25 protein-coding genes are annotated in these 26,329 nt (G+C 68.4%); 14 read left to right on the forward strand and 11 right to left on the reverse strand.

Annotation, left to right across the window (positions count from 1 at the left end):
* Nucleotides 1-48: 48 nt before the first annotated feature.
* Nucleotides 49-2,643 (reverse strand): MMPL family transporter, encoded by a 2,595-nt coding sequence (locus ABIC61_RS00355; protein ID WP_354028370.1) that lies wholly within the window; start codon nucleotides 2,641-2,643, stop codon nucleotides 49-51.
* 74 nt (nucleotides 2,644-2,717) lie between these two features.
* The gene (locus ABIC61_RS00360) at nucleotides 2,718-3,356 is read right to left on the reverse strand and encodes a TetR/AcrR family transcriptional regulator (protein ID WP_144751403.1); all 639 of its coding nucleotides are present in this window, start codon (nucleotides 3,354-3,356) and stop codon (nucleotides 2,718-2,720) included.
* Between the two features lie 157 nt (nucleotides 3,357-3,513).
* On the opposite strand from ABIC61_RS00360, the gene ABIC61_RS00365 reads away from it, so the two are divergent.
* The 5 genes from ABIC61_RS00365 (at nucleotide 3,514) to ABIC61_RS00385 (ending at nucleotide 7,864) form a co-directional block, all read left to right on the forward strand.
* Nucleotides 3,514-4,995: a mannitol dehydrogenase family protein gene (locus ABIC61_RS00365; RefSeq protein ID WP_354028371.1), complete on the forward strand. Its 1,482-nt coding sequence runs from the start codon at nucleotides 3,514-3,516 to the stop codon at nucleotides 4,993-4,995.
* A gap of 94 nt (nucleotides 4,996-5,089) precedes the next feature.
* The gene (locus tag ABIC61_RS00370) at nucleotides 5,090-5,785 is read left to right on the forward strand and encodes a helix-turn-helix transcriptional regulator (RefSeq protein ID WP_354028372.1); all 696 of its coding nucleotides are present in this window, start codon (nucleotides 5,090-5,092) and stop codon (nucleotides 5,783-5,785) included.
* 94 nt (nucleotides 5,786-5,879) lie between these two features.
* Nucleotides 5,880-6,251, forward strand: coding sequence for a VOC family protein (locus ABIC61_RS00375; protein ID WP_354028373.1), 372 nt, complete (start codon nucleotides 5,880-5,882; stop codon nucleotides 6,249-6,251).
* Nucleotides 6,252-6,726: 475 nt separating this feature from the next.
* Nucleotides 6,727-6,918 (forward strand): hypothetical protein, encoded by a 192-nt coding sequence (locus ABIC61_RS00380; protein WP_354028374.1) that lies wholly within the window; start codon nucleotides 6,727-6,729, stop codon nucleotides 6,916-6,918.
* A 139-nt stretch (nucleotides 6,919-7,057) separates the two neighbouring features.
* Nucleotides 7,058-7,864 (forward strand): isocitrate lyase/PEP mutase family protein, encoded by an 807-nt coding sequence (locus ABIC61_RS00385; RefSeq protein ID WP_354028375.1) that lies wholly within the window; start codon nucleotides 7,058-7,060, stop codon nucleotides 7,862-7,864.
* A gap of 186 nt (nucleotides 7,865-8,050) precedes the next feature.
* Here ABIC61_RS00385 and ABIC61_RS00390 read toward each other — a convergent pair whose 3' ends face one another.
* The 5 genes from ABIC61_RS00390 to ABIC61_RS00410 all read right to left on the reverse strand — a co-directional run bounded on the left by ABIC61_RS00390 (nucleotide 8,051) and on the right by ABIC61_RS00410 (nucleotide 11,469).
* Nucleotides 8,051-8,698 (reverse strand): HAD family hydrolase, encoded by a 648-nt coding sequence (locus tag ABIC61_RS00390; protein ID WP_354028376.1) that lies wholly within the window; start codon nucleotides 8,696-8,698, stop codon nucleotides 8,051-8,053.
* Between the two features lie 71 nt (nucleotides 8,699-8,769).
* Nucleotides 8,770-9,735 carry a DUF2332 domain-containing protein gene (locus ABIC61_RS00395; RefSeq protein WP_092385554.1) on the reverse strand — a complete coding sequence of 322 codons (966 nt, stop codon included), beginning with the start codon at nucleotides 9,733-9,735 and terminating at the stop codon, nucleotides 8,770-8,772.
* A 192-nt stretch (nucleotides 9,736-9,927) separates the two neighbouring features.
* Nucleotides 9,928-10,341 (reverse strand): FCD domain-containing protein, encoded by a 414-nt coding sequence (locus ABIC61_RS00400; protein WP_354028377.1) that lies wholly within the window; start codon nucleotides 10,339-10,341, stop codon nucleotides 9,928-9,930.
* Nucleotides 10,342-10,357: 16 nt separating this feature from the next.
* On the reverse strand, nucleotides 10,358-10,699 hold the full coding sequence (locus tag ABIC61_RS00405) for a hypothetical protein (RefSeq protein WP_354028378.1): 342 nt from the start codon (nucleotides 10,697-10,699) through the stop codon (nucleotides 10,358-10,360).
* Nucleotides 10,696-11,469: a hypothetical protein gene (locus tag ABIC61_RS00410; RefSeq protein WP_354028379.1), complete on the reverse strand. Its 774-nt coding sequence runs from the start codon at nucleotides 11,467-11,469 to the stop codon at nucleotides 10,696-10,698. The genes ABIC61_RS00405 and ABIC61_RS00410 overlap by 4 nt, the downstream gene beginning before the upstream one ends.
* Nucleotides 11,470-11,918: 449 nt before the next feature.
* On the opposite strand from ABIC61_RS00410, the gene ABIC61_RS00415 reads away from it, so the two are divergent.
* The 3 genes from ABIC61_RS00415 to ABIC61_RS00425 all read left to right on the forward strand — a co-directional run bounded on the left by ABIC61_RS00415 (nucleotide 11,919) and on the right by ABIC61_RS00425 (nucleotide 16,770).
* Nucleotides 11,919-12,590: a hypothetical protein gene (locus tag ABIC61_RS00415; RefSeq protein WP_354028380.1), complete on the forward strand. Its 672-nt coding sequence runs from the start codon at nucleotides 11,919-11,921 to the stop codon at nucleotides 12,588-12,590.
* A 138-nt stretch (nucleotides 12,591-12,728) separates the two neighbouring features.
* Entirely contained in the window at nucleotides 12,729-16,343 is a 3,615-nt protein-coding gene (locus ABIC61_RS00420) for an amidase domain-containing protein (RefSeq protein WP_354028381.1), read from the forward strand.
* 1 nt (nucleotide 16,344) lies between these two features.
* Nucleotides 16,345-16,770: a hypothetical protein gene (locus tag ABIC61_RS00425; RefSeq protein ID WP_354028382.1), complete on the forward strand. Its 426-nt coding sequence runs from the start codon at nucleotides 16,345-16,347 to the stop codon at nucleotides 16,768-16,770.
* 363 nt (nucleotides 16,771-17,133) lie between these two features.
* On the opposite strand, the gene ABIC61_RS00430 is transcribed toward ABIC61_RS00425, so the two are convergent.
* The gene (locus ABIC61_RS00430) at nucleotides 17,134-17,610 is read right to left on the reverse strand and encodes a GNAT family N-acetyltransferase (RefSeq protein WP_354028383.1); all 477 of its coding nucleotides are present in this window, start codon (nucleotides 17,608-17,610) and stop codon (nucleotides 17,134-17,136) included.
* Nucleotides 17,611-17,937: 327 nt separating this feature from the next.
* Between ABIC61_RS00430 and ABIC61_RS00435 the strand changes: the two genes are divergently transcribed.
* Together ABIC61_RS00435 and ABIC61_RS00440 are read left to right on the forward strand one after the other, a co-directional pair.
* Nucleotides 17,938-18,450: a hypothetical protein gene (locus ABIC61_RS00435; RefSeq protein WP_354028384.1), complete on the forward strand. Its 513-nt coding sequence runs from the start codon at nucleotides 17,938-17,940 to the stop codon at nucleotides 18,448-18,450.
* 167 nt (nucleotides 18,451-18,617) lie between these two features.
* Complete coding sequence (locus tag ABIC61_RS00440; protein ID WP_354028385.1) at nucleotides 18,618-20,387, forward strand: hypothetical protein; 1,770 nt, start codon at nucleotides 18,618-18,620, stop codon at nucleotides 20,385-20,387.
* An 88-nt stretch (nucleotides 20,388-20,475) separates the two neighbouring features.
* Here the strand turns inward: ABIC61_RS00440 and ABIC61_RS00445 are convergent, their stop codons facing one another.
* The 3 genes from ABIC61_RS00445 to ABIC61_RS00455 are packed head-to-tail and all read right to left on the reverse strand — an operon-like array spanning nucleotide 20,476 to nucleotide 22,434.
* Nucleotides 20,476-21,045 (reverse strand): GNAT family N-acetyltransferase, encoded by a 570-nt coding sequence (locus tag ABIC61_RS00445; RefSeq protein ID WP_354028386.1) that lies wholly within the window; start codon nucleotides 21,043-21,045, stop codon nucleotides 20,476-20,478.
* Entirely contained in the window at nucleotides 21,042-21,416 is a 375-nt protein-coding gene (locus ABIC61_RS00450) for a VOC family protein (protein ID WP_079236812.1), read from the reverse strand. The genes ABIC61_RS00445 and ABIC61_RS00450 overlap by 4 nt, the downstream gene beginning before the upstream one ends.
* Before the next feature lie 25 nt (nucleotides 21,417-21,441).
* A complete protein-coding gene (locus ABIC61_RS00455; protein WP_354028387.1) occupies nucleotides 21,442-22,434 on the reverse strand; it encodes an alpha/beta fold hydrolase in 993 nt (330 codons plus the stop codon).
* A gap of 134 nt (nucleotides 22,435-22,568) precedes the next feature.
* On the opposite strand from ABIC61_RS00455, the gene ABIC61_RS00460 reads away from it, so the two are divergent.
* The 4 genes from ABIC61_RS00460 to ABIC61_RS00475 are packed head-to-tail and all read left to right on the forward strand — an operon-like array spanning nucleotide 22,569 to nucleotide 26,252.
* Nucleotides 22,569-23,480 carry an ABC transporter ATP-binding protein gene (locus ABIC61_RS00460; RefSeq protein ID WP_144751446.1) on the forward strand — a complete coding sequence of 304 codons (912 nt, stop codon included), beginning with the start codon at nucleotides 22,569-22,571 and terminating at the stop codon, nucleotides 23,478-23,480.
* Entirely contained in the window at nucleotides 23,477-24,340 is an 864-nt protein-coding gene (locus ABIC61_RS00465; RefSeq protein WP_354028388.1) for an ABC transporter permease subunit, read from the forward strand. The genes ABIC61_RS00460 and ABIC61_RS00465 overlap by 4 nt, the downstream gene beginning before the upstream one ends.
* Entirely contained in the window at nucleotides 24,337-25,599 is a 1,263-nt protein-coding gene (locus tag ABIC61_RS00470; protein WP_354028389.1) for a sensor histidine kinase, read from the forward strand. Before ABIC61_RS00465 ends, ABIC61_RS00470 begins: the two co-directional genes overlap by 4 nt.
* Complete coding sequence (locus tag ABIC61_RS00475; RefSeq protein WP_354028390.1) at nucleotides 25,596-26,252, forward strand: response regulator; 657 nt, start codon at nucleotides 25,596-25,598, stop codon at nucleotides 26,250-26,252. The genes ABIC61_RS00470 and ABIC61_RS00475 overlap by 4 nt, the downstream gene beginning before the upstream one ends.
* The last annotated feature ends 77 nt before the right edge of the window (nucleotides 26,253-26,329 follow it).

Below are 26,329 nucleotides of genomic sequence, written 5' to 3' on the forward strand. Positions count from 1 at the left end.
CCCCCCGGCGCCCCCCCCCCCCCGCCTCCAGGCTGGGTGCGCTGGTGCCTACGCGCGGTGCGCCGGCGGGTGCCCCGACTCGTGCGCGTGCGCGTCCGGCTCCACGGGCAGCGCGTGCGACCCGGTGTGGGTGCTCTCGTGCCCGGCGACCGGGTGCGACCGCTCGAGCTTCGCGCCCTCCACGTCGACGTCCGGCACGATCCGGTCGAGCCACTTCGGGAACCACCAGGCGCTCTTGCCGAGCAGGTGCATCGCGGCCGGGATGAGCAGCATCCGGACGACGAACGCGTCCACCAGGACACCGAACGCCAGCCCGAACCCGATCGGCTTGATGGTGGAGGAATCCGAGAAGATGAAGCCCGCGAACACCGAGATCATGATGATCGCGGCCGCCGTGACCACGGCGCGACCGGCGTGCAGGCCGCGCTGGACCGCCACCTTGGCCGATGCGCCGTGGGCGTAGGCCTCACGCATGCCGGACACCAGGAACAGCTGGTAGTCCATCGCGAGTCCGAACAGGATGCCGATCTCGATGATGGGCAGGAAGCTCAGGATCGGTGCGGGGTCGTGCACCCCGAACACGCTGCCGAGCCAACCCCACTGGTAGATCGCGGTCAGGCCACCGAACGACGCCATCACCGACAGGATGAAGCCCGCCGTGGCGGTGATCGGCACGAGGAACGACCGGAACACGATGATGAGGATGATCAGCGACAGGCCGACGACCACCACCAGGTAGAGCGGCAGGACGTCCGCGAGCTTCTCGGACACGTCGATGTTCGCCGAGGCGTTGCCGGCGACGCCGAGCGTGGCCTTCCCGCCGTCGACGGTGACGTCCTGCGCACGGAGGTCCTTCACGAGCGTCTCGGTGGAGACGCTGTCCGGGCCACCGGCGGGCTTCACCTGGAACGCGATGATGTCCCGGTCCTTCGACGCACCGATCGGCAGGACGGCCTTGACGTCGTCGTTCTTCGCCAGGGCCTCGCCGATGGTGACCTCGGTCGCGGTGACGTCGTCCTTGCCGATCGCCTTCGGCAGCGTCGCGACGACCAGGAGCGGGCCGTTCTGGCCGGCGCCGAACTCCTCGTCGAGCGCCTTGTACGCCTTGTACTGGCTGGAGTCGACCGACTCGGACGCACCCGTCGGCAGGCCGAGACGCATCTGCGTGGCGGGGAGGGCGATCGTGCCGAGGACCGCGACGCCGGCGACGAGCGTGATGACCGCGCGCCAGGTCGACATGGGCTTGTTCGGCACCCGCGTCGAGTCGGTGTTGCCGATCTTCGCGCGCTCCTTCTTCCGGAGGATCCGCATGCCGATGAGCGACAGCAGCGCCGGGGTGAAGGACGTGGCGATGAGGATCGCGAAGAACACCGCGACCGCGCCGACCGTGCCCATCAGGCCGAGGAACGGGATGCCCGTGATGTTCAGCGCGAGCAGGGCGACGATGACGGTCGCGCCCGCGAAGACCACGGCGTTGCCGGAGGTGCCGTTCGCGAGCCCGATCGACTCGTGCACCTGCATGCCCTGCTTCAGCTGGGTCCGGTGTCGGTTCAGGATGAAGAGCGAGTAGTCGATGCCGACCGCCAGGCCCAGCATCACCCCCAGCACCGGCGTCACCGAGATGAACTCGACGAGGCTCGAGAACGACAGGGCGGCGAGCGAGGCCACCCCGACGCCGAGGACGGCGCTGACGAGCGGCACGGCGGCGCCGATGATCGTGCGGAGCATGAGGAACAGCACGAGCGCGGCGATGATCACGCCGCCGATCTCACCGGGGCCGAGGATCGAGGGGACGCCCTGCGCGATGTCGTTCGAGACGTACACGCTCACGCCGCTGATGTCGGCGTCGTCCGCCTTGTCCGCGATGGCGGTCTTGGTGTCCGCGGGGACCTCGAACGTCGACTTCGTGAACTGCACGGTCCCGATGACGGCGCTGCCGTTCGACGACACGAAGCGGATGTCCTTCGACAGGTCGAGGAGTCGCGCGTTCTCGTCGAGCTCCTGCTTCGCGTCGGCGAGCTTCGACTTGCCGTCGTCGAGCTTCTGCTGCGAGGCGTCGATCGTCTGCTGCTGCGCGTCGATCTGCTGCTGGGCGGCGTCGAGCTGTGCCTGCGCGGCGCTCTGGGCGGCACCGGTGAGGGCGGCAACCTGCTGCTTCTGCGCGTCGAGCTGCTGCTGGGCCGCGGCGATCTGCTGCCTCCCGGAGTCGATCTGGGTCTGGCCGTCGGTGATCTGCGACTCCTGGTCGGCGATCTGCGCCTGACCGTCGGTGATCTTCTGGCGGCCGTCGTCGAGCTGCTTCTGGGTGTCGAAGCCGCTCGTGGCACCCTTGACCCCGTCGAGCTTCTCGATGCCCTGCAGGAAGTCGGCGACGTCGGACTTCTGCGTGTCGGTGAACGCCTTGCCGTTCTTCGTCTCGAAGACGATCGTCCCGTTGCCGCCGTTCGCGGACGGGAACTTGTCGGCCAGCTCGTCCTGCACCTGGCTGGTCTTGGTGTTCGGGATGGTGATCGACGACGAGATCGTCCCGGCGAACAGGGTGTAGGTGACGCCGGCGATGCCCATGATCACCACCCAGGCGATGATCACGAGCCAGTGGCGCCGTGCGGAGAACCGTCCGAGACGGTAGAGGAGACCGGCCATGCGGTTGCCCCGTTCCTTTCGTGTCAGGTGCTGTGGAGGAGGTGGGGTGCGCCGGTGGACCCCTGGAGGTGGAGTCAGTCGGTGGGCATGTAGCCGCTGCGGACGCTGTGCACGAGGCGGGCGAGCAGGGCGTCCCAGGCGTCGAGCGCGTCCTGGTCGAGGCGCGGACCGGTCGTCGTGAGCCAGTGCTCGGCGATGACGACGATCCCGCTCATCAGGGACTCGACGAGCAGGGCGGCGTCGAGGGCGTCGGCGGCCGGGTGGCGCCGGGCGACCTCTTCGCGGAGGCGCTCGGTGACCCGGGCGAACGCGGTCTGGGTGAGGACGGCTGCCTTCGGGTCGTCCTTGCCGGGGTCCCCGAGGATCCGGTACATGCCGGCGATGGCGGGCGCCAGGTCCGCGCCACGGGCCGCCGACTCGAGCTCGTCGAACATCGAGGCCCGGCTGCCGTCGCCGATCGGGGTCTTCGCCATGTCGGCCAGAAAGCGGTCGATGATGACCGAGAGCTCCTGCTCGCACACGGCCAGCAGGACCTCGTCGAGGGACCCGAAGTGGTTGAAGACCGTCCGGCGTGCGATGTCCGCCCGCGATGCCAGGTCGTCGACGCTGAACCCACGGCCGCCGCGCTCCTCGACGAGGTCGCGCGCTGCCTGCAGGATCGCCGCTCGGTGCTTCGCCTTCAGGGCAGCACGGCGGTCGATCGACAGGGTCACGATGAGCACACTAGGTGCATCGATGCACTCGGTGCAACGAGTAGGAGTGCATCCTCAGGTTCGTACCCCGGAGGCAGCCGAGCGGCAGAAACGATGTGCAGCACAACTGTGCGTGGTTGACTGGGCCGAGCACGTCCGCCGTACGAAGGAGTACCCGATGCCCGTCCGCCTGTCCCCGGAGACCCTCGACGAGATCGCCGCGAGCGGTGTCGCCGTCCCGACCTACGACCGCGACGGGATCACCGCCGGCATCGTGCACTTCGGCGTCGGCGGCTTCCACCGAGCCCACCAGGCGATGGTGGTCGACCGGCTCCTGCAGCAGGGCGAGGCCCGCGACTACGGCATCTGCGGCGTCGGCGTGCTCGAGCAGGACCGTCGGATGGCGACCGCGATGGCCGAGCAGGGCGGGCTGTACACGCTCGTCCTCAAGCACCCGGACGGCACCCGGGAGTCCCGCGTCATCGGCAGCATCGTGGACTACCTGCTCGCCGTCGACGATCCCGACGCCGTGGTCGAGAAGATGGCGCACCCGGACACGAAGATCGTCAGCCTGACCATCACCGAGGGCGGCTACAACTTCGACCACGTGACGGGCGAGTTCGTCGCCGACGAGCCCGGCGTCGCGGCCGACCTACGGGGTGACGCGCCGCCGCGCACCGTGTTCGGACTCGTCGTCGAGGCCCTGCGCCGACGCCGTGACCGTGGGCAGGAGCCGTTCACGGTGATGTCGTGCGACAACATCCAGGGCAACGGCCACGTGGCGCGCGACATGTTCACCGCCTACGCCCGCCTGCAGGACCCCGCGTTCGCCGACTGGATGGACGAGCACGTCTCGTTCCCGAACTCGATGGTCGACCGGATCACCCCGGTCACCGCCGACGAGGACCGCGCCTGGGTGCGTGACGAACTCGGCATCGAGGACGCCTGGCCCGTCGTCGCCGAGCCCTTCTTCCAGTGGGTGCTCGAGGACGACCACCCCGCCGGACGTCCGCCCTACGAGCAGGCCGACGTCCAGCTCGTCGACGACGTCGAGCCGTACGAGCTCATGAAGCTCCGGCTGCTCAACGCCTCGCACCAGGGCCTCTGCTACTTCGGGTACCTGTCCGGCTACCGCTACGCGCACGAGGCCACGCAGGACCCGGCGATCGCGACCTTCCTGCGCCGCTACATGGACGAGGAAGGCACGCCGACCCTCACGCCCGTCCCCGGCATCGACCTGGAGGACTACAAGTCCACCCTCATCGAGCGCTTCCAGAACCCCGAGGTCCGCGACACCCTCGCACGCCTCTGTGCTGAGTCGAGCGACCGCATCCCGAAGTGGCTGCTGCCCGTCGTGCGCGAGAACCTCGCGTCCGGAGGACCCGTCACGCTGTCCGCCGGGATCGTGGCGTCCTGGGCGCGGTACGCCGAGGGCACCGACGAGTCCGGCGAACCGATCACCGTCGTCGACCGCCTGGCCGATCAGCTCACGGCGATCGCGCAGACGCAGCGCGATGACCGGCTCGCCTTCATCGCGAACCGGCAGGTCTTCGGGGACCTCGTCGACGACGAGCGCTTCGTCGCGGCGTACCGTGACGCCCTCGACGGGCTCCTCACCGAGGGTGCGCACGCGACGGTGACGCGCCTGTCGCGTTCCTGAGACGCAACCTCTCTACTGACTGGAGGCGCGGTGTCAGCTGGCACCGCGCCTCCAGTCCGTCTGCGGTCCCGTCTCAGGGCGCTAGGGTCGCGTCGTGAACCGGACCGACCGCCTGTACGCGCTCGTCGAGGCGCTGCGTGCCGCCGCGCCTGCGCGCCGGAGCGCACGTCGGCTCGCCGAGGACTTCGGCGTCAGCACGCGCACGGTCGAGCGCGACCTCGTCTCCCTGCAGGAGGCCGGGGTCCCGATCTGGGCCGAACCGGGACGCACGGGCGGCTACACGATCGACGCGCGTGCCACGCTCCCGCCGCTCGGGTTCACGGTCGAGGAGGCGCTCGCCGCGGCGATCGGCCTCGCGACCCTCGGGAACAGCCCGTTCCGCGAAGCCGCCCGGAGCGCTGCCCGGAAGGTCACGGCGGTCCTCACCGAGGACGACGCCCGACGAACGGCACGCCTCGCCGGCCGGGTCCACCTGCTCGAGGCCGGTGACCGGGTGCCCGCACCGACGGCGCTCGCAGCAGCACTCACCCGGGGCCGTGTCGTGCGGATGCGCTACCGCGACCGTGCCGGAGCCGAGTCCGAGCGGACCGTCGAGCCGCTCGGGTACATCGGCAAGGGCGAGGACTGGTACCTCGTCGCCTGGTGCCGGCTGCGCGACGGCGTCCGGGCGTTCCGCGGCGACCGGGTCCTCGCCGTCGAGGAGACCGACGAGGCCGCGCCGCCACGAGTGGTCCGGGTCGAGGAGCTCGACATCCCGCACGGGGTGCTCCGACCCGTCCTCGGCGACTGACCCGACCGATCCGGGAAACACCGACAGGACGGTGTCGCGCCGGGCGAGGATGCTCGACCCGGGCGGTCACCGAGGCCGCACGGGAAGGCACACCATGGAGTTCGCATCGATCCGGATCATCACCGAGGACCTGGACGGGATGGTCGCGTTCTACGAGCGCGTCACCGGGACCGCCGCGCGGCGTCCGGCGCCGGTGTTCGCGGAGATCGTGACCGGTGGAGCCGTCCTGGCGCTCGGGACGCCCGCGACCGTCGGGATGCTCGGGGACGCCGCGCCGACCGCGGCGTCGAACGGGAGCGTCATCGTCGAGTTCCTCGTGGAGGACGTCGACGCTGCGTTCGAACGGCTCCGCGATCGGCTCGACGACGTCGTGCTGCCGCCGAACACGATGCCGTGGGGCAACCGGTCGACGCTGTTCCGGGACCCGGACGGGAACCTGGTGAACCTGTTCAGCCGTGCGGTCTGACCCCGCGTTCCACGAACTGCTCGATCTTGGCGGCGGCCCTGATCGTCGTCGCGCTCGTCGAGACGGTCCGGGGCCGTGACGTGCTCGGACGCTGCGCGTCCGGGTGCCCGCCTCCTGGCTCGTTGGACTTCCGGCCGGCGGGACCGTGACGTCGACGCAGGGGGTCGCGGGCGGAGCAACGGCCAACGAGGAGGGGGCTCGGTCGTGTTCGTATGGCGGGCCGCTATCGCGAAAGACTGCGGACCACCCATGTGAGACTGCGCCAGCGGCCGGCAACATGGGTGGGGTGACCCGGTGAACTGGGGTGCCGGGGTGCGGGGCGATCATCGGGGGACCGGCTTACGGGACGGCAGCTGCCAGCTGATCACCTGGCTCACCGCCGTGCCGTCTCAACAGGCGGCAGCCGCCGTTTGGGGATCGGACTGGTTGACTCAGGGGGCGGAGTTCACCCACCCCAGAGCAAGGATCTGCGCCAGTGCTGAAAGCCAAGAAGCCGAAGACCGCCATCGTCTTCGGGCTGTTCTTCGTCCTGTTCGGAATCGCCGAGATGATCTTCAGCCGCGCGGATGCTGCGGGGCAGATCATCTTCGCGGTAGTCCTGATAGTCCCCGGGTTGCTGTTCATCGCGGCCGGCGCACGGGCATTGACGCGCGGAGATCACTCCTAGCGACTCGGCACGCGGCGCCTCTCCGGAGGTTGAAGACCTGCCGGTCCGCTGAAGTATCGGCTATCGAGACCGTTGTAGCGCTGACCGCGTCGTCCGATATCCGCCAGAAATGGACCCACGGCTCGGATGAACTGAGCAGGTGAATAACAGAACTACGCAGGCCGCCGCCTTCCACACGCTCCACCAGAACCCCGCACACCCGCTCCTTCTCGCCAACGCCTGGGACGTAGCAAGCGCCCGACTTGTCGAGAGCGCGGGTGCGCGAGCCATCGCTACCACCAGCGCAGGTGTCGCGTGGTCGCTCGGTCATGCGGACGGTAACGCTCTCGGGCGCGAGGAGGCCGTCGCAGTTCTCTCTCGGATCGCTGGCGCGGTGACCGTGCCGATTACCGCTGACATCGAGGCCGGCTACGCCGATGACGCAGCCGGCGTGGAGCACACGGTCGACGCAGTTCTCGAGGCCGGCGCGGTCGGCATCAACATCGAGGACGGCGCACTGCCCCCAGCCGAGCTGACAGCTCGTATCGGCGCGGCTCGACGTGCAGCGGATCGTGCCGGGGTGCCGATGTTCATCAACGCGCGGACGGACGTGTACCTCGCCGGCCTGGTCGCGCCGGAGCAGCGCCTCGCTGAGACCCTCCATCGGGCGCACCGGTACCTCGAAGCAGGAGCAGATGGTGTCTTCGTACCTGGAGTTGGCGACGCCGACACGATCAGGGCGCTGGCTGGGGCGATCGACGGCCCGCTGAACGTGATGGTCGGTCCCGGCTCCCCGAACACCGCGCAGCTCTCAGAACTCGGAGTGGCCCGCGTGAGCGTCGGCTCGGGCATGGCACAGGCCGCGTACGAGATTGCTCGATCGGCCGCTACCGAGCTGCTGACTGCTGGCACGTATGGGACCTTGGGGTCGGCCGTCGACTACGGCGAGCTGAACTCGCTGTTCTGACGAGGCCAGCGACTCGCGCCTGGCGGGCATTCGAAGGAAGAGGCCCAGCGTCGACTGACGTTGGTCGTCTTCGCTCGTCGAATGTCTGCCTCGGCCGGTCCGAAGGTGGATGGTGAAGGGCTCGGAGGCCGATCGTCAACCGGACGCAACGGCTCGCCGTGCTGGCAGTCACGGCCGTCTATCCACTTAGCTGATCGAGGGAGGGGGAACCTCTTCGGGTGCTGCTCCGACGCACCTCGCGAGTGCGCCGAGGTTGTCTCCGTGCTGCCAGCGGTGGGCAGCGAGTCCAAGGTGCTTCGCCGCCACGACGTTCGCGTAGGTGTCATCAATGAAGATCACTTCGCTCGGTTCGACCTGTAGGTCAGCGAGCACGTACTTGAAGTACCGCGCGGAGGGCTTTCCCGCTCCTAGGTTGCACGAGTAGTAGCTGCGGTCGAACCGCTCATCGAAGGCGAGTGCGTTGCCCATGAAGCGGGCGCGGCCAGGGTCCTGGTTCGTTGTGAGAGCGACGCGTCGTCCTGTGGAGCGCCAGCTGTCCACGAGTTCGAGCACGTCCTCGTGCAGGTGGATGCTCTCCCACAGCTGCACATAGACCTCTCGGGGATCGGCGTCCGAGCCGACCGCTCGTAGGAAGTCGCCCAGCACGGGGAGCACTTCCTGTCGTCCGGTGATGACCGGACCGTCGCCGCGGAATGTGTCAGCTAGCAAGGCCTCGGCCGTGTCTCCTGCGATTTGCTCAAGCGCGGTAACGAAGGGCTGCTCGGGAGACTGTAGGACGCCGTCGGCGTCGAGCAGGATCCACTTGTATCCCGCACTCCGCGTTGTCGAGTTCATCGGCCGAGGCTATCGACCCCGCGCAGTACCGGCAGGGGATCCATCAGCGGGCACGCCGAGCTGACGTCCTCTCAGGAGGCGGGGAGAGCGTGGAAGAACTGGCCGTGTGGGCCGACGATGGCAACAGGTGTGCCGTTGACCGACAGGACGGTGCCGTTGTCGGCGTCCGCCGGGAGCTGCTTCGCGACTTCGGGAAGTACTGACTTGCCTTCGTTACTGATCCACACAGCACCGCTCGCACGCACCTTGCCGACGAACAAATCGCGTGCGCCCGGACTGAGGTACACGAGCACGGCGCTGTGGAACACGACCAAGGTCGCATCAGCTGGAGCCCGCGCGGCGACCTTCTCGAACTCCTCGTACAGGTCACCCGCGACGAGCAGCGGTTGTTCTGCCGCCACGAGGGATGCGGCGGCGCGGAGGTTCCGGCGGCGCTCGTCATGCTCGGGCCAGACGAGCGTCTCCAGCCATTCCAGTGACGCCGAGTCCGCTACGTCGAGCGGGTTGAGGTCGATGCCGGCACGCCAGACGACATCTGGTAGCTGCGTCGGGGCCGGACGTCCGCGTAGCTCGGTTTCGAGCACGACGGTGCTGCCGCTTGAAGGTGCCAGTTCGTCGACTCCGCTCTCGGTGATGAAGCGGTAGGCGTACTTATCCGGGTAGAGGCATAGCCCCGCGGATGCACCTACTTCGAGCAGGGCGATAGGTCCGCTGATCTTCGCCAGTTCGGGTAGGAGCACGGCACATCGGCGGACCTCGTTCGTCTGCGTCGCATGCGTGAGTACTACCTGGCGGACCGCGTCCCACCTGGCGACGAACTCACTCCTTGCCTCGTGATAGGGCACGAGGGGCACGCCGGCCATCCGAGCAGAGGCGAAAACAAGGTTCGGTTGCCGCTTCGTCGCGGGCAGTTCTTCGATCAGCTGCACGACGTCGTCATCGGCTGCGACACCAGTCGCCCAATCAAAGTACAGATCGGAGACGTCCTGCGCTTCGACCTTCGCCCACGCCTGGTACTTCTCGCCAGTCACACTCACGGTCGCATCCTACGGATGGGCTCGAGCCAAGCTCGGAACCCGACTTACCAAGGGCGTCCGCTAGGCGATCGGCTATCGAAACGGCGCGCATGAGGGCCGGGCCGGGCAGTGCTCAGCGAGGTCCATCGTCTGATTCGCCTCGTCTGGAGGGAGGGGTAGATCGCCGGGTGAGGTGGCAGGGGAGCGCGCTGCTCAGCGATCCGTGTCGAGGTCTAGGGCGGGAGGGACGAGGGGCGCCGTCTTCCCCGCGAGGAGGATCGAGGGGCTGTGCGCGAGTGAGGCTTGCACCCGTTCGTGGTTGAGCCGGCCGGCTTCCGCTGCGTCGCCCACGGCGATGGCCCTGCACGTAGCCGCACGAGACTGCGCCGCGACGGTGAGCCGGTCGGTGCTGAGAGCGGAAAGTCGCCGAAGTCGGAGCAGTGCGGCGCGTGCAGCCACGAGAGGACCGAGCAGGCGGGTGTTCGGGACGGCCCGAGCCAGCGCGTCGTCGAACGTGTCTGCGAGATCGTAGAGCGCATCGACAGACCGGTCGTCACCGTTCGCGGCCGCGAACGCTTCGTACTGCTCGGCGACCGGCGTGAACAGCGCCCGCTTCAAGGCAGTCAAATATGTCTGCCCGTCCTCACGGATCCGCCAGTTCCTGCCGGCGCCGCTGGTACTTCCGCAGTGACCGGCGAGCCGTTCGACGCGCGAAGGCGAGCAGCAGCGCTGCCCAGATGGACAACCCCGCGGCGACCGCCCACAGACACCAGGCGCTGTGCAGCCACCAGTCCATGCCGAGTCCTTGACGACGAAGGGACACGTGCGTCGGCCACGTCCTCCACAAGAAGTAGTCGTAGACGCCGCGGAGCGCGAACAGCACAGCCGGGATGCCCACCGCCAGTGCTCGCATCCGCGCTGCAGGCAGGAAGCTCTCCTCCGTTGGCTCCCCCTGCGGTGCCGTGTTTGGCTCGAAGACGCTCACCGAACGCAGACGGTCTCTGCGGAGAACTCGACCTTGGTGCTGTAGTTGGTCGCCGATGCGACGACCGCACCCCATCTCGTGGTGACCGTCACCCTCGTCGTCGCGTCGATCGCGTTCGTCCGCACCGCCTTGTAGCCGTGCGCCTTTGCTGCAGCCTCGACACTGTCGAGCACGGGCAGTCCGTTCTCCCCACGGTAGTCATGCAGGACGAATTCCCACCAGTACGCGCCATCACCCTGGTTCGAGAGGGTGCAGGACTTCCCCATCCACCCCGTCCACCCATTACCGTCGGCAAGGGGTTTCGCAGCCGGTGGAATCTCGGCGACGTCCCGGTACACCTGCTCGAGCCGGTCCTGGACGTCGGAGCGGTCCTGCATCTCCGACGCTGTCAATGGTTGTTGCAGCGCCTGCCGCCACCGAACCTCAGCCGGAACTGCATGGGTGATGAAGGGCGGCGCGAGGAACAGGACAACCAACCCGGCGGACACCCACGCGAGCGTGATGCCGGCGTACCGCCTCTGGCTCATCCGCCGTTGCATCCGCGTCAGCAAGACCGCGGCTGCCGCGGGCAGCACCCCACCCAGGATCAGGCATGTCCCGAGAAGCCCCAATCCATCGGTCTTGCTCGTCGGCCGCAACGACTGCTGCAGCCCCCAAACGGCGGCGACGACGAGTGCCACGAACCCTGTCACCGGGGCGAGCACAGCAACACCCACGGACAACCGACGCACCCGATCATGGCGGTCGATGGCCTGCGCCTCAGCACTCACCCGTACATCTCCGACACCAAGACCCCTCCTCGACCATCGAGGCGACGCTCGTCATCACGATGGAAGGACCAGTATTCAGCGCCTCCGTCAGGCCAGCGGCGGCGGCCACATCGTGACGCTCCGATTCTCAGCCGATGGTCTGATGACAGGAGGCGCCAATGCGGCATAATACATTGGCGCCTCCCCTTCTCGTGTCTTCACCTCGGCATCGTACGATCGCCGCGGGCGCGCTCGTAGTGGTGTTGCTCGGGGCCCTCGTCGGCAACTCGGTGTGCACAGGCGCCGTGCTGTGAATCGGGTAGCGCGCACTTGCTGCTTCAGCTCGGCAAGAGCAGCGGCATACCCTGATACGGCCGGCGACGAAACAGACATCAGCGCTTCGTCTGCCTGACTTCCCGAAAACAAGACACCCAACAAAGCATTCTCCGGGGCCACCTATGACAGGGTGGATGCGACCCCCCGAGCGCACCATCCCGCTCGTGCTGGGCGACATTCGCCCGGACTACGTGGACCTGATCCGCGAGTTGAAGGGTCAGGTGATCCCGCTCGGCAATGGCCGCGGCTACCTGAACGTGCTCGACCCGGGCGAGGCGCACGAGGCGGCGCAGCTGCTCACGGAGTCCTCTCGCGTCGAGCTCGCGGCCGCGGTCGACGCTGAGGCGGAGCTCGCCGCGATGGAGCAAGCGTCCGCCGGCATCACCGATGAGGCCACGCTGCTCGACATGCAGCTGCAGGCCGCGGACCTGGTGCAGGTCGCGGTGAAGCACCGCACCAAGGGCGAGCGGGCCGAGTCGCTGGCGACCGAGGTCCTCGAGGACGCGCACAACCGCCGTCGCACGATGGTGTCGGCACTGCTGTCGATCGCGCGCGGCCAGGCCCCGACCGACCGTGAGGAGTCGATCATCAACGCGGCACTGAAGTACCTGGATGACCACTTCGACGGGGTGCCCGTGCTGCGGGATCTGCTCGAGGTGATCCAGCGGGCCCCCGACGAGGTGCGGTTGGTCGCCCTGGACCGTGGCGACATGGGCCGGTACCACGAGGTCACCGACCAGCTGGAAGCGTCGCTCCTGGGCCTGGTGCAGGGCGGTGGCCTAGGCGATCTGTTCTCCCTGCGCTGAACCCGCTGTTCCTGGCGCTCAGCAATGCACCACCCACGTGCCTCAGGCTGCGAGATGTGAGTGATCGGCGTCGCCCGTCGAGCCCTGCCCTGTGCGAGCGCTCATGGCTTCATGGACCGCTCATACGCTTTGCTTGGCGTGATCCGTCGTGAGGGACGTGGCGGAGCGAGGGGAATTCTGGTGCGTCTGAGCCGACTATTTACGCCGACTCGTCTTGTAATCGTCGCCGCTACCGTTGTGGCGGCGCTGATGGGGGCTGTTCTTACCGCGCCGGGGGAGCTGGCTGCTGCCGACACGGCTTCGGGAGCTCAGTTCATCGCGTCGACGGGGCGGATCCTGGACACCCGGAACGGCACGGGCGGCTACAAGACCGCCATGCCGGCGAACACGTGGCGAACCGTGCAGGTGACCGGGAAGGCAGGAGTGCCGTCGTCGTCTTCGGTGACTGCTGTGGCGCTGAACCTGACCGAAGCCAGCCCAAGCGGCCTGGGGCAAGTGTCCGTGCGCCCCAACGCCAACACTGCCGCGACCCTTGTCGGCACCTTCGACGGCGGGGACCTGGGAACCACGTCAAACCAAGCGGACGTTGCCGTGAACAGTGACGGCACGATCCAGGTGGAGACCAACGCGTCCACCCAGCTCGTGGCCGACGTCGAGGGGTACTACTCCACTGACTCGTCGGCCGCCGGTGGGTACGTACCGATTGCAGGGAAGCGGTACGCCGGCGATCAAGCCATCGCGGCGAACGGCAACTACACCGTGCAGATCACCGGCCTGAACGGCATACCCTCTAACGCCACTGCCGTGGTTGCGGACTTCGTGGTGAAGAACAAGGGGACGGATCAGGGTTACATCGCGCCCGGCCCCGCGGGGCCAAGTGTCCCGACGACTTCGCTGAGCTACCCGGGTGTGGCGAACGTGGCAACTGCGATCAGCGCGCACGTGCAGTTGAGCGCCGACGGCAAGCTCGAGGTGTGGAACCGAAACGGAACCGCCATCGCAGTCAACATCGACATCGAGGGCTACTTCATCCCAGGATCGTCAACTGCCGGGTCGTTCACCCCGGGCTCCGGGCGCGCCTACGACACCCGGGTGAAGCCGCATGTCTCCGTCCCGACCGGTAAGACGATCACCGTCCCGTTGGGCGGCACCCACGGGGTACCGAGCACCGCGGATGGTTTGTCGTCCGTCGTCGTCGACCTCATCGCCATTCACGGTTCGACCGACACCGCTGGCTTCGCCCGCGCCTGGGCTGACGGGACAGCGGAACCGAACATCTCGGACGTCGAGTACGCCCCGAACTCGATCCGCTCGAACACCAACACTGTCCCGGTCGGGCTGGACGGCGCAATCGAGATCCACAACCTCGGAACAGCTTCCGTCGATTTCGTCGTCGACATCGAGGGCTGGTATGCCGGTGGCGCTTCGACGATGTGCGCGAATGACACCGACTCGATCCTCGGGGAAGCAGCGGACACTACGACGCCGACAGTCGGTGCCTCCGAAGGCGACCCGGTGCTCTCAGCGGTGCTGACCAATTCGCTTGCCGGACGGGTGAACGGCCAAATCTTCGTAGTCGACTCGGCGGGGAAGGCTGTCGACGGCTCGCCCACCGCCACCGAGACAGTCGACAACGGGTCGACCATCACCTTCCACCTGCCTGCCGAATACATCCAGTCCGGAGCGAAGTACACGTGGTGGGTGCACGCGTACCAAGACGACACCTGCGCGGCGCAGGCCACGTCTGCCAAACACACATTCGTTGTCGGCACCCCTTCTTCGACGGCCGCGCCTGCGACGCGGAAAATGACTGTCACCGGTGACGCGCTGACCACGGCAACCGCTCCCGACGGGCAGCAGGACTGTGGGGGAGCACCGTGCAACCTCACTACCGGCGCTATCGCGCTGGGTATGGACGGACAGAACGCCGACCACATCACCGCCCTGCATGCCGACCTTGGTGCACTTCCGACGGGTGCAACGATCACGTCGGCGTCGTTAAACCTCACTTCGAATGGATGCTTCGGCAACGCCTGCTCAAGCGGAACGCTCTCCGTCGCGCAAGCGACGCAGAATGTTGGAGCGGCGACCACCGGACTCGACATCGCTGCAACCCCGGCCGACAGCCCGTTGACGTTTCCTGAGTCGGCCTCGACCACGAGCTACGACATCACCACCATCGTGAACGATTGGTATGACAGCAATGGTGCCGGCAACTTCGGTGCTGTGCTCTCGGAGTCGAACACCGCAAGCGGAGCGACCGGTGAGAACTACTACGGGCCTGCATCGGCAATGTCGCCGGCATCAATCTCCATCACGTACGTGCCTGCTTCCGTTCCCGGACCGACGCGTGCGCTGACGGTGACAAGCGGTGACGGGGGAGTGATTGCAGCATGGGCTCCTCCGACCAGCGCCGGCTGGTATGACACCACCGGCGCGACCGACGGCGTCAGCTCGTACACGGCCTCCGTCCTAAACTCCGCCGGGACACTTGTTTCCAAGAAAGCCGTGTTGAAGCCTCGTGCCGTGTTCACCGGTCTGACCAACGGGAATGCCTACACAGTCAGTGTGGTCGCCAACAACCCCTTCGGTTCTGGGCAACCGACGATCTCCAGCAGTGCCACGCCAGTCGCCGTCACCAACGGGCCCTCTGTGTACGCCACCGCTGTCCAGAACCTCGTGGACGCCGAGAGCAAACTCGCCTCGGGGAGTGAGACAAGCACGTCCGATGCGCTCAGCGGCGCTTCGGCAGCGGCTGTGGTGAACCCGGCGCTCGGCGTGCTCAGCACCGGATACCTCGACCAGTACGACACCGAGTCGGCGAATGATCAGCAGGACACGAACGACGTCACCAAACTCACCGATCTGCTCGCGGTCCCCACTAATACCGGGGTGACACTGTTCGCAACCGCCACACAGACGTACACGACCGTGGACACGAGCAGCGGCTCAGCGGAAAACGTGGACGGGCAATCGGACGACGACGGCGCCTACCTCTTCACGCTGGACGGCACGAACCCCACCCTGCGCGGGTACGCCGACCAGGACGCCCTTGTGCAGCCGGTGACAACGAGCTCAGACGACAGCGCCGAAGACGCAGCCGGGTGGGCAGCCAGTGGGGATCCGGATCTCAGCTCCGTGTCGACGACCGACTATCAGGGGCCAACGGGCGGCAGCATTGTTGCTGGCGTTGCCAGAACCCGCACCATGATGACTGCTGCACGCGGCGCGACCGGACCGACGGTGGACGTCGCCGGCGTCGCTGCATGGGCGTTGAAGTACTCGAAGGAGGATCAGTCCACCAACTGGTTCAGCCCCGACTGCACCAACTTTGTGTCTCGAGCACTGCACTGGGGCGGGTTTGCCAACATGGTAAACAACGAGATGACCCAGCACATCTCCCACGACTCCAACCGGTGGTTCATCGACCGAGCGTTCGGTCGGAATGCGTTCTACTCGATGTCCTGGGGCCACCAGCCGGAGAACTACAACTTCCAGCTCAGCCACGGGGCAGTGAGCGTCGGTAGGAGCAGCGTGAAGCCGGGATACATAGCATACGTAGCTTTCAAGGGGGGCGGGAAGAGCGGAATCGACCACGCCGCGATCGTGACGAAGGTCACAGCAGGCAACATCTACGTGTCGCAGCACTCGAAGAACAAGACCAACGAGCCGGTTTATGGCAGAGGCCAGACGTGGGCAGGACTGGACCCGCACATGAGCGGCCCTTACTGGGTGAACCCCTATGGGATCTGATATGGAAGCATCGATCAGGTTGGTCCGAGCGTTGTCTCTTGCCGGGATCGCGATGTTCTCGCTCTCGGCGCTCGTCGGGTGTGCAGCATCTCACTCGCCGTCAGATGCGGGCGGGGAGCCGTCCGAGTCGTCTCAGGTTCACGCACGCGACGCGGTCATCGACGGACTGAAGAGTGCTGATGAGAGCCAGTTCGCCACCGCTGTGAGCAAAGCAAACCGACCTGAAGCGAATGTCGCATGGTCAAACTGCAAGTCGGTCATTGGGAAGCCAGCGAAGGTCACCTACGACGATGGGGTCGATCCGAGCATCATCGGCGTGATCCTGCACCCGCACGACCGCAGCCTCAAGCGATGCTGGGTGACACTCAGCTGGGCGAAGGGCCAGGGCTGGAGCGTCACGGCAGAGCTCACGCGCAAGGACGGATAGCCAAGCCGGCACCGCTGAGGTTTCGCGCGAGGTTGGCAGTGTTGTGGGCCGCGAGCGCGTGCTGCGCTCTTCCGTCCGGGCCGGACCACAGCGTGGAGGCCCCGGCGACGATGAGCTGACGGATGTCGTCACTATCGATGTAGGCAGCTCGCTCCTGAGCACCGGCGAGAGCCCGAGCGCAGGTCGTATTACCGACTGCCGGGCCACCTGAGAGGAGTAGTGGTCGCATCGTTGCGTCCCTTCGGCAGTAGATCAATTCAGACTACGACGCGTTCAGGTGCGCGATCGGCTATCGAGTCGCATCGGGAGCGACCTGATCGATCGACGCGGGAGGGCCGCCACTCGCGGCCCTCCCGCCTCCTGTCAGAGCGCTCGGGCGTAGTCGACGGTCGGGTACGGGATGAAGCCGAGGGATTCGTAGAGCGCTCGTGCCGGGGCGTGGAACTCGTCGCCGCCCGTTCCGATGTGCACCACGGCGACCCCAAGCTCTCCGAGCCTCGTCAATGCCGCGGAGCAGAGCGCTCGGGCGACTCCTCGCCGTCGAGCGTCAGGGCGGACGGCAACCATTTCCAGTCGTCCGGAGGCCGCACCCGTGGTGTTCCAGCCGACGTAGCCGAGCAGTTTGCCGTGTTCTTCCGCCAGTGTGATGAAGCGGCCCTCATCGGGAGCGAGCAGGGAGGGAACTTCGTGGCGGTAGTCGTCCTCCCAGTGCCCATGGTCGTGCGCGGTGACCTCCGCCCGTAGTTGCACGAGGGAGCCGGCGAGGAGAGGTCGGAAAGTCTCGATCGTGAGAGCGGTGAGCGCGGGCAGGTCGAGCGGCGTGCAGTCGCGGATGTGCATGGTTGTGCTTCTTTCGTGAGCAGTCTGAAGGCTCCACGCCCAGGGTTGGGGTGGAGGAGAGCGACGGCCAGAGCCGTCCCTTCAGTTGCGCGTGCGCCAGCTCGCGAAGCAGTCCATGTGACCACGGTAACCAGGGGGTGTCAGCCGGGGAAGAGGTGCGTCCTCCCGCGCACCGGTCACCCATCGGCTAACGAACGCCGGAGCGTGGGGCTTTCCCGAGAGTGAGCCCTTCCGAAGCTCGACAGGGTGCAATCACCCATAGCCGTGCGAGCACGACCCCGCGATGACGGGGTGGCCGCGACGCTGTCCTGCGGGCATGATCAACAGGTGCTGAACACTCGCCGCCGACTGACCGTCGCAGTTGTGATCATCGGCTCGGCGCTCCTCCTCGCCGGATGCACCAGTCACGGCACCGGGAACGGCCTCCCCAAGGACTACGGGCAGGACTGGCTCAGCCAGATGTCATCGCAGCTCGGTGGCGATCACGGCGGCGGTGGCGGGCAGCTGCTCGTCGACGACGAGAACACGAAGCAGGCCCGCGCAGAGATCACATTGGAGACCGAGCTCGCCGGCCCGTACGACGTCCTCGCCGTGTGCCGATCCACGGAGACGGTGCACCTCGCGATCCACGACATCACGACGAACCACGACAAGTACGGCTACTCGTACGACAACGACGCGCTCATCGGCGACGCGAGCATCCACTGCGGAGCGACGACCCGCATCCCCATCGACGTGCCGAAGGGCCGCGACGGCATCACGCTCGAGGCGACCACCACCGACACCTCCGAGCGAGCACTGTTCGACGCGTTCATCGTCACGCGTGGATCCGATCGGTGACGCTGACTCCGTAGCCGTGCGGCGGGAGGCTCCCGTCCGCACCACTGCGCACACCCTCCGTCGCATCCCAACCGAACCACCTGCGTCCGGCGCAACGAGGACGCTCGGGAGTAGCGTCTGCGGCGCCGCCTACCCGAGGCGCGCATGGGGACGGAACGGACCACGCAATGCAGCGCATCGCCCGCTCAGCAGCACTCGGTGCTGCCGTGCTTCTCACCGCTGCGCTCGTCGGCACGATCGGTGCCGGACCGGCCGAAGCAGCCACGCCGACCGGAGGGGTGCTGCAGATCCTCTCCCCGCACTACTCGGACCGCGGAACGCCGCAGTTCGCTGACGGGGCGAACGTGCAGCGGTACCTCTCGGACACCACCCGCGGCATCGACGCCCGGATGACTGTCTCGAGCACCAGTAGCGCGTCGTTCATCCTGACCCCACCGGACGACAAGCCGTTGACCACCGGGGTGTACCGCCTCGTCGGGCAGCAGCCGTACGGTGCGAAAGTGCCCACGTTGGCCATCAACGGGGAGTACATGTACGGCGAGTTCGACATCGTCGACATCGCGTCCGACCCGACGAACGGCACGATCACCCGCTTCGACGGCGTCGTGCCCGGCGTCGGTGAGTTCCGGTTCGGGGAGGACACCGCCGGATCCGTGGTCTTCGGTGCTCGGAACGTCGTCTTCGCGAAGACGTTCATCGGACTGCCGAAGACGGTGCAGGTCGAGACGGTGCACAACACCGGTACCGCGGCTGTCACGCTCGGCACGCCTGCGGTCGTCGGGGTGAACGCATCGTCGTTCTCCGTCAGCGGCAGCACCTGCAAGACCGCCCTCGCTGCCGGCGCCACCTGCTCGTTCACAATCGGGTTCGCGCCGAAGACTCCCGGTCCTGCCACTGCTGCGGTGAGCATGAAGGTCGGAGCAACGACTCGTAGCGGGCCGCTCACCGGGTCCGCGTTCCTCGGAACGACCGGGATCACCTCATCCGGCAAGGGCATCGTCGACCAGGGCAAGACGACCAAGGTCACCGCGGCGAACACGGCCATGACCGTGGTCTCCGGCGTCTCCGGGTGGACGTTCAACGCGGACCGTCTCGACGGTTCCGGCAGCGCCCTCAACATCCGGCTCACGAGTCCGAACAGCCGGCCCCTTCCGGTCGGAACGACGAAGACCACTGTCAGCGGTGACTACAGCCTCGTCGACACGGTGAACTCGAGCAGTTGCGACTCGAACGGCACCGTCACCGTGAAGCAGTTCATCAACGACCCGGTGACCGGGCTGCCAGACACCGTGGACATGTCGTTCACCCAGTACTGCGACAACGGTGAGAAGTACCCGCAGACCGGCACCCTCCAGTGGCAGGCCCGCGCAGACGTCACGGCACCGGCAGCACCGACCTCGGTCGCGGTCTCAGCGACGTCGCCGCGGAAGGTCACGTGGAAGGCGTCGGCGTCGAAGGACGCGAAGTCCGTCGTCGCCCGGCTCGTGCAGGGCTCCGGCGCGAACGCGACACCGCAGAGTGGCACCCCGCTGACCGTCACCGGGACCTCAGCGGCGGTGCCGTCAGTTCCCACGGGGCAGCAGTACACGGTGGCGTTGTTCGCCGTCGACGCGACCGGCAACGTCAGCAAGGCCGCCGTCGTCCGGTTCGGTACTGCTCCGGTGACGGTGATGACGCCCGGCCGGCCGACCATCACCAGCACGACCAACGGCACCGGGTCCGCGACAGTGGCGTTCACCGCACCGGCCAGTGACGGCGGACTGCCGATCACCAGCTACGTGCTGTCCACCACGTACGGCTCGTACACGGTGAGCGGAACGTCGAGCCCGCTCACCCTCACCGGCCTGCCCTCTGGGAACAACATGGTGCGGGTCACCGCCGTCAACGCCGCCGGGAACGGCGCCGCCTCGTACGCAGTACCCATCAGCCTGAAGTGACGCTCTCACGGGTCGGGTGCCTCGGGCGGTTCGCGCCTGTCGACGTTCGTCGCGTGACGGAGACGACCCGCGCCTCCAGGCCGGTGCCTCAGCGACCCCGCTCGCTGCTCGCGGTGACGTCGTCGTCCCACGGGACGGGCGTCACCGCGCCCGATTCCCAGTCGCGCCGGAGCATCCCGTACGCGACCGACGCGACGGGACGGGCGCCCTCGACCGGCCACGCTTCGCGGTAGTGCGCTTCCTTCACCCAGCCCGCACGGACGAAGACACGGCGCATCGCGACGTTGTCCTCCCGGGTCTGTCCCTCGAAGCGTGTGACGTCGCCCATCGCGCGGAACACGTGGTCGGTGGTCGCCCGGAGCGCCGGCACGCCGAGGCCGTGTCCGCGGAACCGGCCGGCGATGCGCAGGTCGAAGAGTGGAACCGGATCGGCGAGGTCCTCGAGCCGGACGACGCCGATGCGTCCGTGGTCCTCGTGCTGCAGCCAGTACGTGTCGTGCTCGTCGTCGCGGTAGGCGCCGGCGTCGATCGCGGCCTCGGCGTCCGCACGGGCGATCGTGCGCCGGACGTGGAACGGGAACTCCTCACCGGTCAGGAACGCGACGAGGTCCGCACGGTCAGCACCGGTCGGGTCGAGCTGGATCAGGGTGACCGTCACAGGTACGGCCTCGTGAGCAGCTCGATGTAGTGGCCCGACGGGTCGAGGAGGTAGACGCCACGGCCGTCGTGCTCGGTGTTCGTCTCGCCCGGGCGCTGGCGCTGCGGGTCGGCCCAGTGCTCGCGGCCCTCGGCGGTGATCCGGGCGTAGGCGCGGTCGAAGTGCTCGTCGTCGAGCAGGAACGCGTAGTGCTGCGGCGGGAAGTCGATCGGGGGAGCGGCGAACTGCAGGAGCACGCCGTCGGGGAGCTGCAGGTTGGTGAACGGGCCCCAGGACGGAGCCTCGGCGGCCTCGAGGAGGTCGACGAAGAACGCCGCGGACACCGCGGGCTCCTTCGCCGCGATGATCGTGTGGTTGAACGATGCGGTCATGGCGCTCAGGGTAACGGCCGACGGGTCAGCGCGGCAGTGACCTGGCCCACCGGTCGATCGACTCGTAGGCGTGCTCGCGGACGTCGGGGGTCGACAGCACGACGTCGTGCACTGCGCCGTGCAGCCGCCGGACCGTGACCTCGCTGCCGAGGGACAGGGCACGGTGCGCGACGACGTCGACGTTGAGGGCGACGTCGGCCCGGGCCATCCCGTCGTCCCACCGGGGCTGCAGCATGCTCTTGTCGCTGAGCATCACGAGCACCGGGACCTCGAGCTCGAGGCCGGCCTCGACGGTGGCCTGGCCGTCGAACACCGCGGCGAGCCAGCCCGGGTGCAGCGGGAAGCCCCGGTCGGGCCGCCACTGCTGGTCGTAGGTCCACGAGCCCTCGCCCGAAGCGGAAACCGTCCGGGTGTAGAAGCCCGGGTCCACGGCGGGGAGCGGGGCGAGCGGGTTCCGCCGCGCTCCGAGCTTGATCACCGGTGCCACGAGTGCCCGGCCGACCGCGCTCGCTTGGAACTCGAGCCACGGGCTGTTCAGGATGAGACCGTCGACCCGCTCCGGGTGCCGTGCAGCCCACAGGGACAGGGTGAGCCCGCCGGTCGAGTGCCCCATCGGCACCAGCCGCCGACGGGAGTCGCCGTGGTGCTCGGCGGCGATCGCGTCGAGGGCGGCGGCGATGTCCTGGTCGTACGTGGCGAGGTCGTCGACGTTCCCCGGCGTCTGGTGCGGCCGGAGACTGCGTCCGTACTTACGGAGGTCGAGGGCGTGGAACCGTGCTCCGAGCCGTTCGACGCGATCGGCGAGCTCGACCTGGAAGAAGTAGTCCGACCAGCCGTGCACGTACAGGACGTCGACACCGTGCAGCGGGCCGTGCGCGTGCAGCAGGAGGTCGGCGGGGGACCGGCGACGGCGGACCAGGGTCGCGACGACCGGGCCCTCGGAGTCCTCGCCCAGCGGGAGTTCGAGGCGTTCGAACGGCGCTCCGAGGACGTCCTCGTGCCACCCGGAGTCCGCCATCCGTCGAGCGTATCCGCGCAGCCTCCGGGCCGTGCCGCGCCCCGGCCAGGTGGTACCGGGGTACCACGTGCGGCGCCCGAAGATCGGCGCTGGCGGCGATGTGGGCGAGGGGTGCGGATTCGTAGCGTTGCCGCATGATCGAGATCCAGAACCTGACGAAGCGCTACGGCGAGAAGACCGCCGTCGACGACGTGTCGTTCACCGTCCGGCCCGGTGTCGTCACCGGGTTCCTCGGGCCGAACGGCGCCGGGAAGTCCACCACGATGCGCGCGGTGATGGGCCTGGACAGCCCGACGTCCGGCAGTGCTGTGGTCGACGGACACCCGTACCGCGAGCTCCGCGACCCGCTGCGCCGCGTGGGTGCCCTGCTCGAGGCGAAGGCCGTGCACAAGGGCCGCAGCGCGTACGACCACCTGCTCGCCCTCGCCGTCACCCACCGCATCCCGAAGTCGCGGGTGGAGGAGGTCATCGGGATGACCGGGCTGGAGAACGTCGCGAAGAAGCGCGTCGGCGGGTTCTCGCTCGGCATGGGGCAGCGCCTCGGCATCGCGGCGGCACTGCTCGGCGACCCGCAGACCCTGATCCTCGACGAACCGGTCAACGGCCTCGACCCCGAGGGCGTCGTGTGGGTGCGACAGCTCGCCCGGAGCCTGGCGGCCGAGGGGCGCGCCGTGTTCATCTCCAGTCACCTCATGAGCGAGATGGCGCTGACGGCGGACCGCATCGTCGTGATGGGTCGCGGGCGGGTGCTGGCCGACACGGACCTCGCCGACCTCGTGGCCTCGTCCACCGAGCGGTCGGTGTCCGTGCGCACGCCCGAACCGGATCGGCTCATGACGGCCATCGCCGGCCCGGACGTCGCGATCGCGTACGAGGACGGCGGCGGCCTGCGCGTCCGCGGCCTCGGCGCCGAGCAGATCGGCGAGGCCGCTGCGGCGTCCGGCATCGTCCTGCACCAGCTCGCCTCGACCGCGGCGAGTCTCGAACAGGCCTACCTCGAGCTGACGCACGACGAGGTCGAGTACCGATCGGAGGTCGCCCGATGAGCGCCACCATGACGGCCGAACGGCCGCGCACCACCGCCCGTCAGGACGACGTCCGCCTTCGGTTCTCCGGGGTCCTGCACTCCGAGTGGGTCAAGCTGCGGTCGCTCCGCTCGACCATCTGGAGCTTCCTCGTCCTGATCCTCCTGCCGATCGGCATCGGGGCCTTGCTGGCCTCGTTGGCGAACACCGACGGGAAGACGCTCACCGGCGACGCCGCACGCAACGCGCTCGTGCAGTACAGCACGAGCGGCGCGACGATCTCCGTCCTCGTCGTCGCGGTGATCGGCGCCCTCGTCGTCACCGGCGAGTACGGCACCGGCATGATCCGGTCGACGTTCGCCGCCGTGCCCCGGCGGTGGGAGGCGCTCGCCGCGAAGGGCGTCGTCCTGGCCGCGAGCGTCTTCGTCGCCAGTGCGATCAGCGTGTGGGCCACCGCGTTCATCACGATGCCGATCGCCAACGCCAACGGCGTCGAAGCGTCCCTCGACGGCAGCGTCGCGATGCCGCTGCTCGGGGCGTCCGTGTACCTGACGCTCATCGGCCTGCTCGCCTTCGCCGTCGGCATCATCCTGCGGTCCACCGCGGGGGCGATCGCCAGTGTGCTCGGCCTCATGCTCGTCGCCCCGGTGATCGTGCAGCTCATCCAGGGCTTCACGAACGCGAAGTGGCTCGGCACGGTGAACAACGTGCTCCCGCAGAACGCCGGACAGCCGCTGATGCAGTTCGGCACCGAGGACACGTCCGGCTGGCACGACGGCGTCCTAGCCTTGGGCGGGTGGAGTGGATTCGCGGTGCTGGCGGCGTGGGTGGCCGTCGCGACGATGACGGCCCTCGTCCTGGCCCAGAAGCGAGACGCGTGACGCCAGCGAGAACGTTCCCCGACGCCCTCGACGACGCCGGGGACGTCACGCTGCCCGTCCCGCCCGGCCCGATCCGACGCCTGTGGGCCGGGCACCCGCGCGTCGCGGACGCCCTCCTCATCCTGTTCTGGGGTGGTCCCGAGTTCGCGTTCGCGATCGGCGGGGTGTGGCGCGCGGACGAGTCCCTCGCGAACACCGTCATCGTCCTGGTCCTCGTGGGCATCGCGGTGTCGGGCATCCCGTTCCGCCGGACCCGGCCGCAGATCACCGTGGTGGCCGGCCTCGTGTCGGTCGTCGCGATGGCGTGGACCGAGGCCGGGTACTCGCCGATGCTCTTCGCCGCCTTCGCCGCGTGCGTCTGGTGGTCCCGGGCGGCCGGCTGGTGGAGCATCGCCGTCGCGTCGGTGCTCGGAGCCGCCGCGACCGCCGTGCGGGTGTGGGTCGTCGCGCCGGGATCGGGCGGCCTCGGCGAGGTCTTCGCACCGGCACTGCCCGCCTTCCTCGTGATCGCGGTCCTGATCGGCACGACGACCGGGGACCGGCGCCGCTACACCGAGGCGTTGATCGAACGCGCACGCCAGCTCGCTCGGGAACGGGACCAGCAGGCCCGGCTCGCCGCCGCGGCGGAACGCGCGAGGATCGCCCGCGAGATGCACGACATCGTGTCGCACTCGGTGACGGTGATGGTCCGACTGGCCGAGGGGGCCGCCGCCGGGCTCCCGTCCACGGAGCCGTCCGCGGCCGCCATGCACGGCGTCGCCGAGGTGGGACGCAGCGCGATGACCGACATGCGGCGGATGCTCGGCGTGCTGAACGAAGGCGACGCCGGGGCCGAGCCGGACACGCCGGCTCCCCATGCACCCCAGCCCGCGATCCGCGACCTCCCGCAGCTCGTCGACGGCTTCCGGACGCTCGGCACCCCCGTCACGCTCGAGCTCGTCGGTGCCCCGCCGGACGACGACGCCCTGCAACTCGCCGTGTACCGGATCGTGCAGGAGTCGCTGACCAACGCCGTCCGGTACGCCCCGGACGCCCGCGCGGTCTCGGCGGTCGTGACGTCGACCGCCGACGCTGTCGTCGTCCTGGTCGCCGACGACGGGCGCCGGTCCGCGCCCGCCGCGCCCATCGGCGCCGGTCGAGGGCTCATCGGCATCCGTGAACGGGTGCACGCGCTCGGCGGCAGCGTCGACGCCGGTCCCCGCCCCGACGGCGGCTGGGAGGTCCGGGCCTCGATCCCGATCAGGAAGGTGACCGCATGATCCGCGTCGCGATCGTCGACGACCAGCAGCTCATCCGGACCGGGTTCCGGCTGCTGCTCGAAGCACAGCCCGACATCGAGGTCGTGGGGGAGGCCGAGGACGGTGCCGCCGGGGTCCAGCTCGCCCGCGCCCACCACCCGGACGTCGTGCTCATGGACGTCCGGATGCCGCGGGTCGACGGCGTCACGGCGACGGCGGCGATCGTGGAGCAGGTGCCGAACACCCGGGTGCTCGTCCTCACGACGTTCGACCTCGACGAGTACGCGTTCGGCGGGCTCCGCGCCGGGGCCAGCGGCTTCCTGCTCAAGGACATCAGCTCCGCGCAGTTGCTCGACGCGGTCCGGGCGGTGGCGTCGGGCGAGGCGGTCGTGTCGCCGCGGGTCACGCAGCGGATGCTCGAGCTGTTCGGCACCCGGCTGCCGGACCCGGACGACGGCGGCGGAGACGCGGCGTCGGTGCTGACGCCCCGGGAGCGGGACGTGCTGCTCGCGATCGTGGGCGGTCTGTCGAACCAGGAGATCGCGGCGGCGCTTCACACCAGCGAGTCGACGGTGAAGACGCACGTCGGTCGGGTCCTCGCGAAGCTCGGCCTGCGTGACCGGGTGCACGCGGTGATCTTCGCCTACGAGCACGGCCTGGCTCGTCCTTCGTAACGATCCGTACCGCCTCGGGGCATTCCCAGCCGACATGTCGGACTTCTCCGGAGAAGTCCCGGCTGTCGTCCGAGGAC

It is taken from the genome of Curtobacterium sp. 1544, from assembly GCF_040544915.1.
In the GTDB taxonomy this organism is placed as follows: Bacteria; Actinomycetota; Actinomycetes; order Actinomycetales; family Microbacteriaceae; genus Curtobacterium; species Curtobacterium pusillum_C.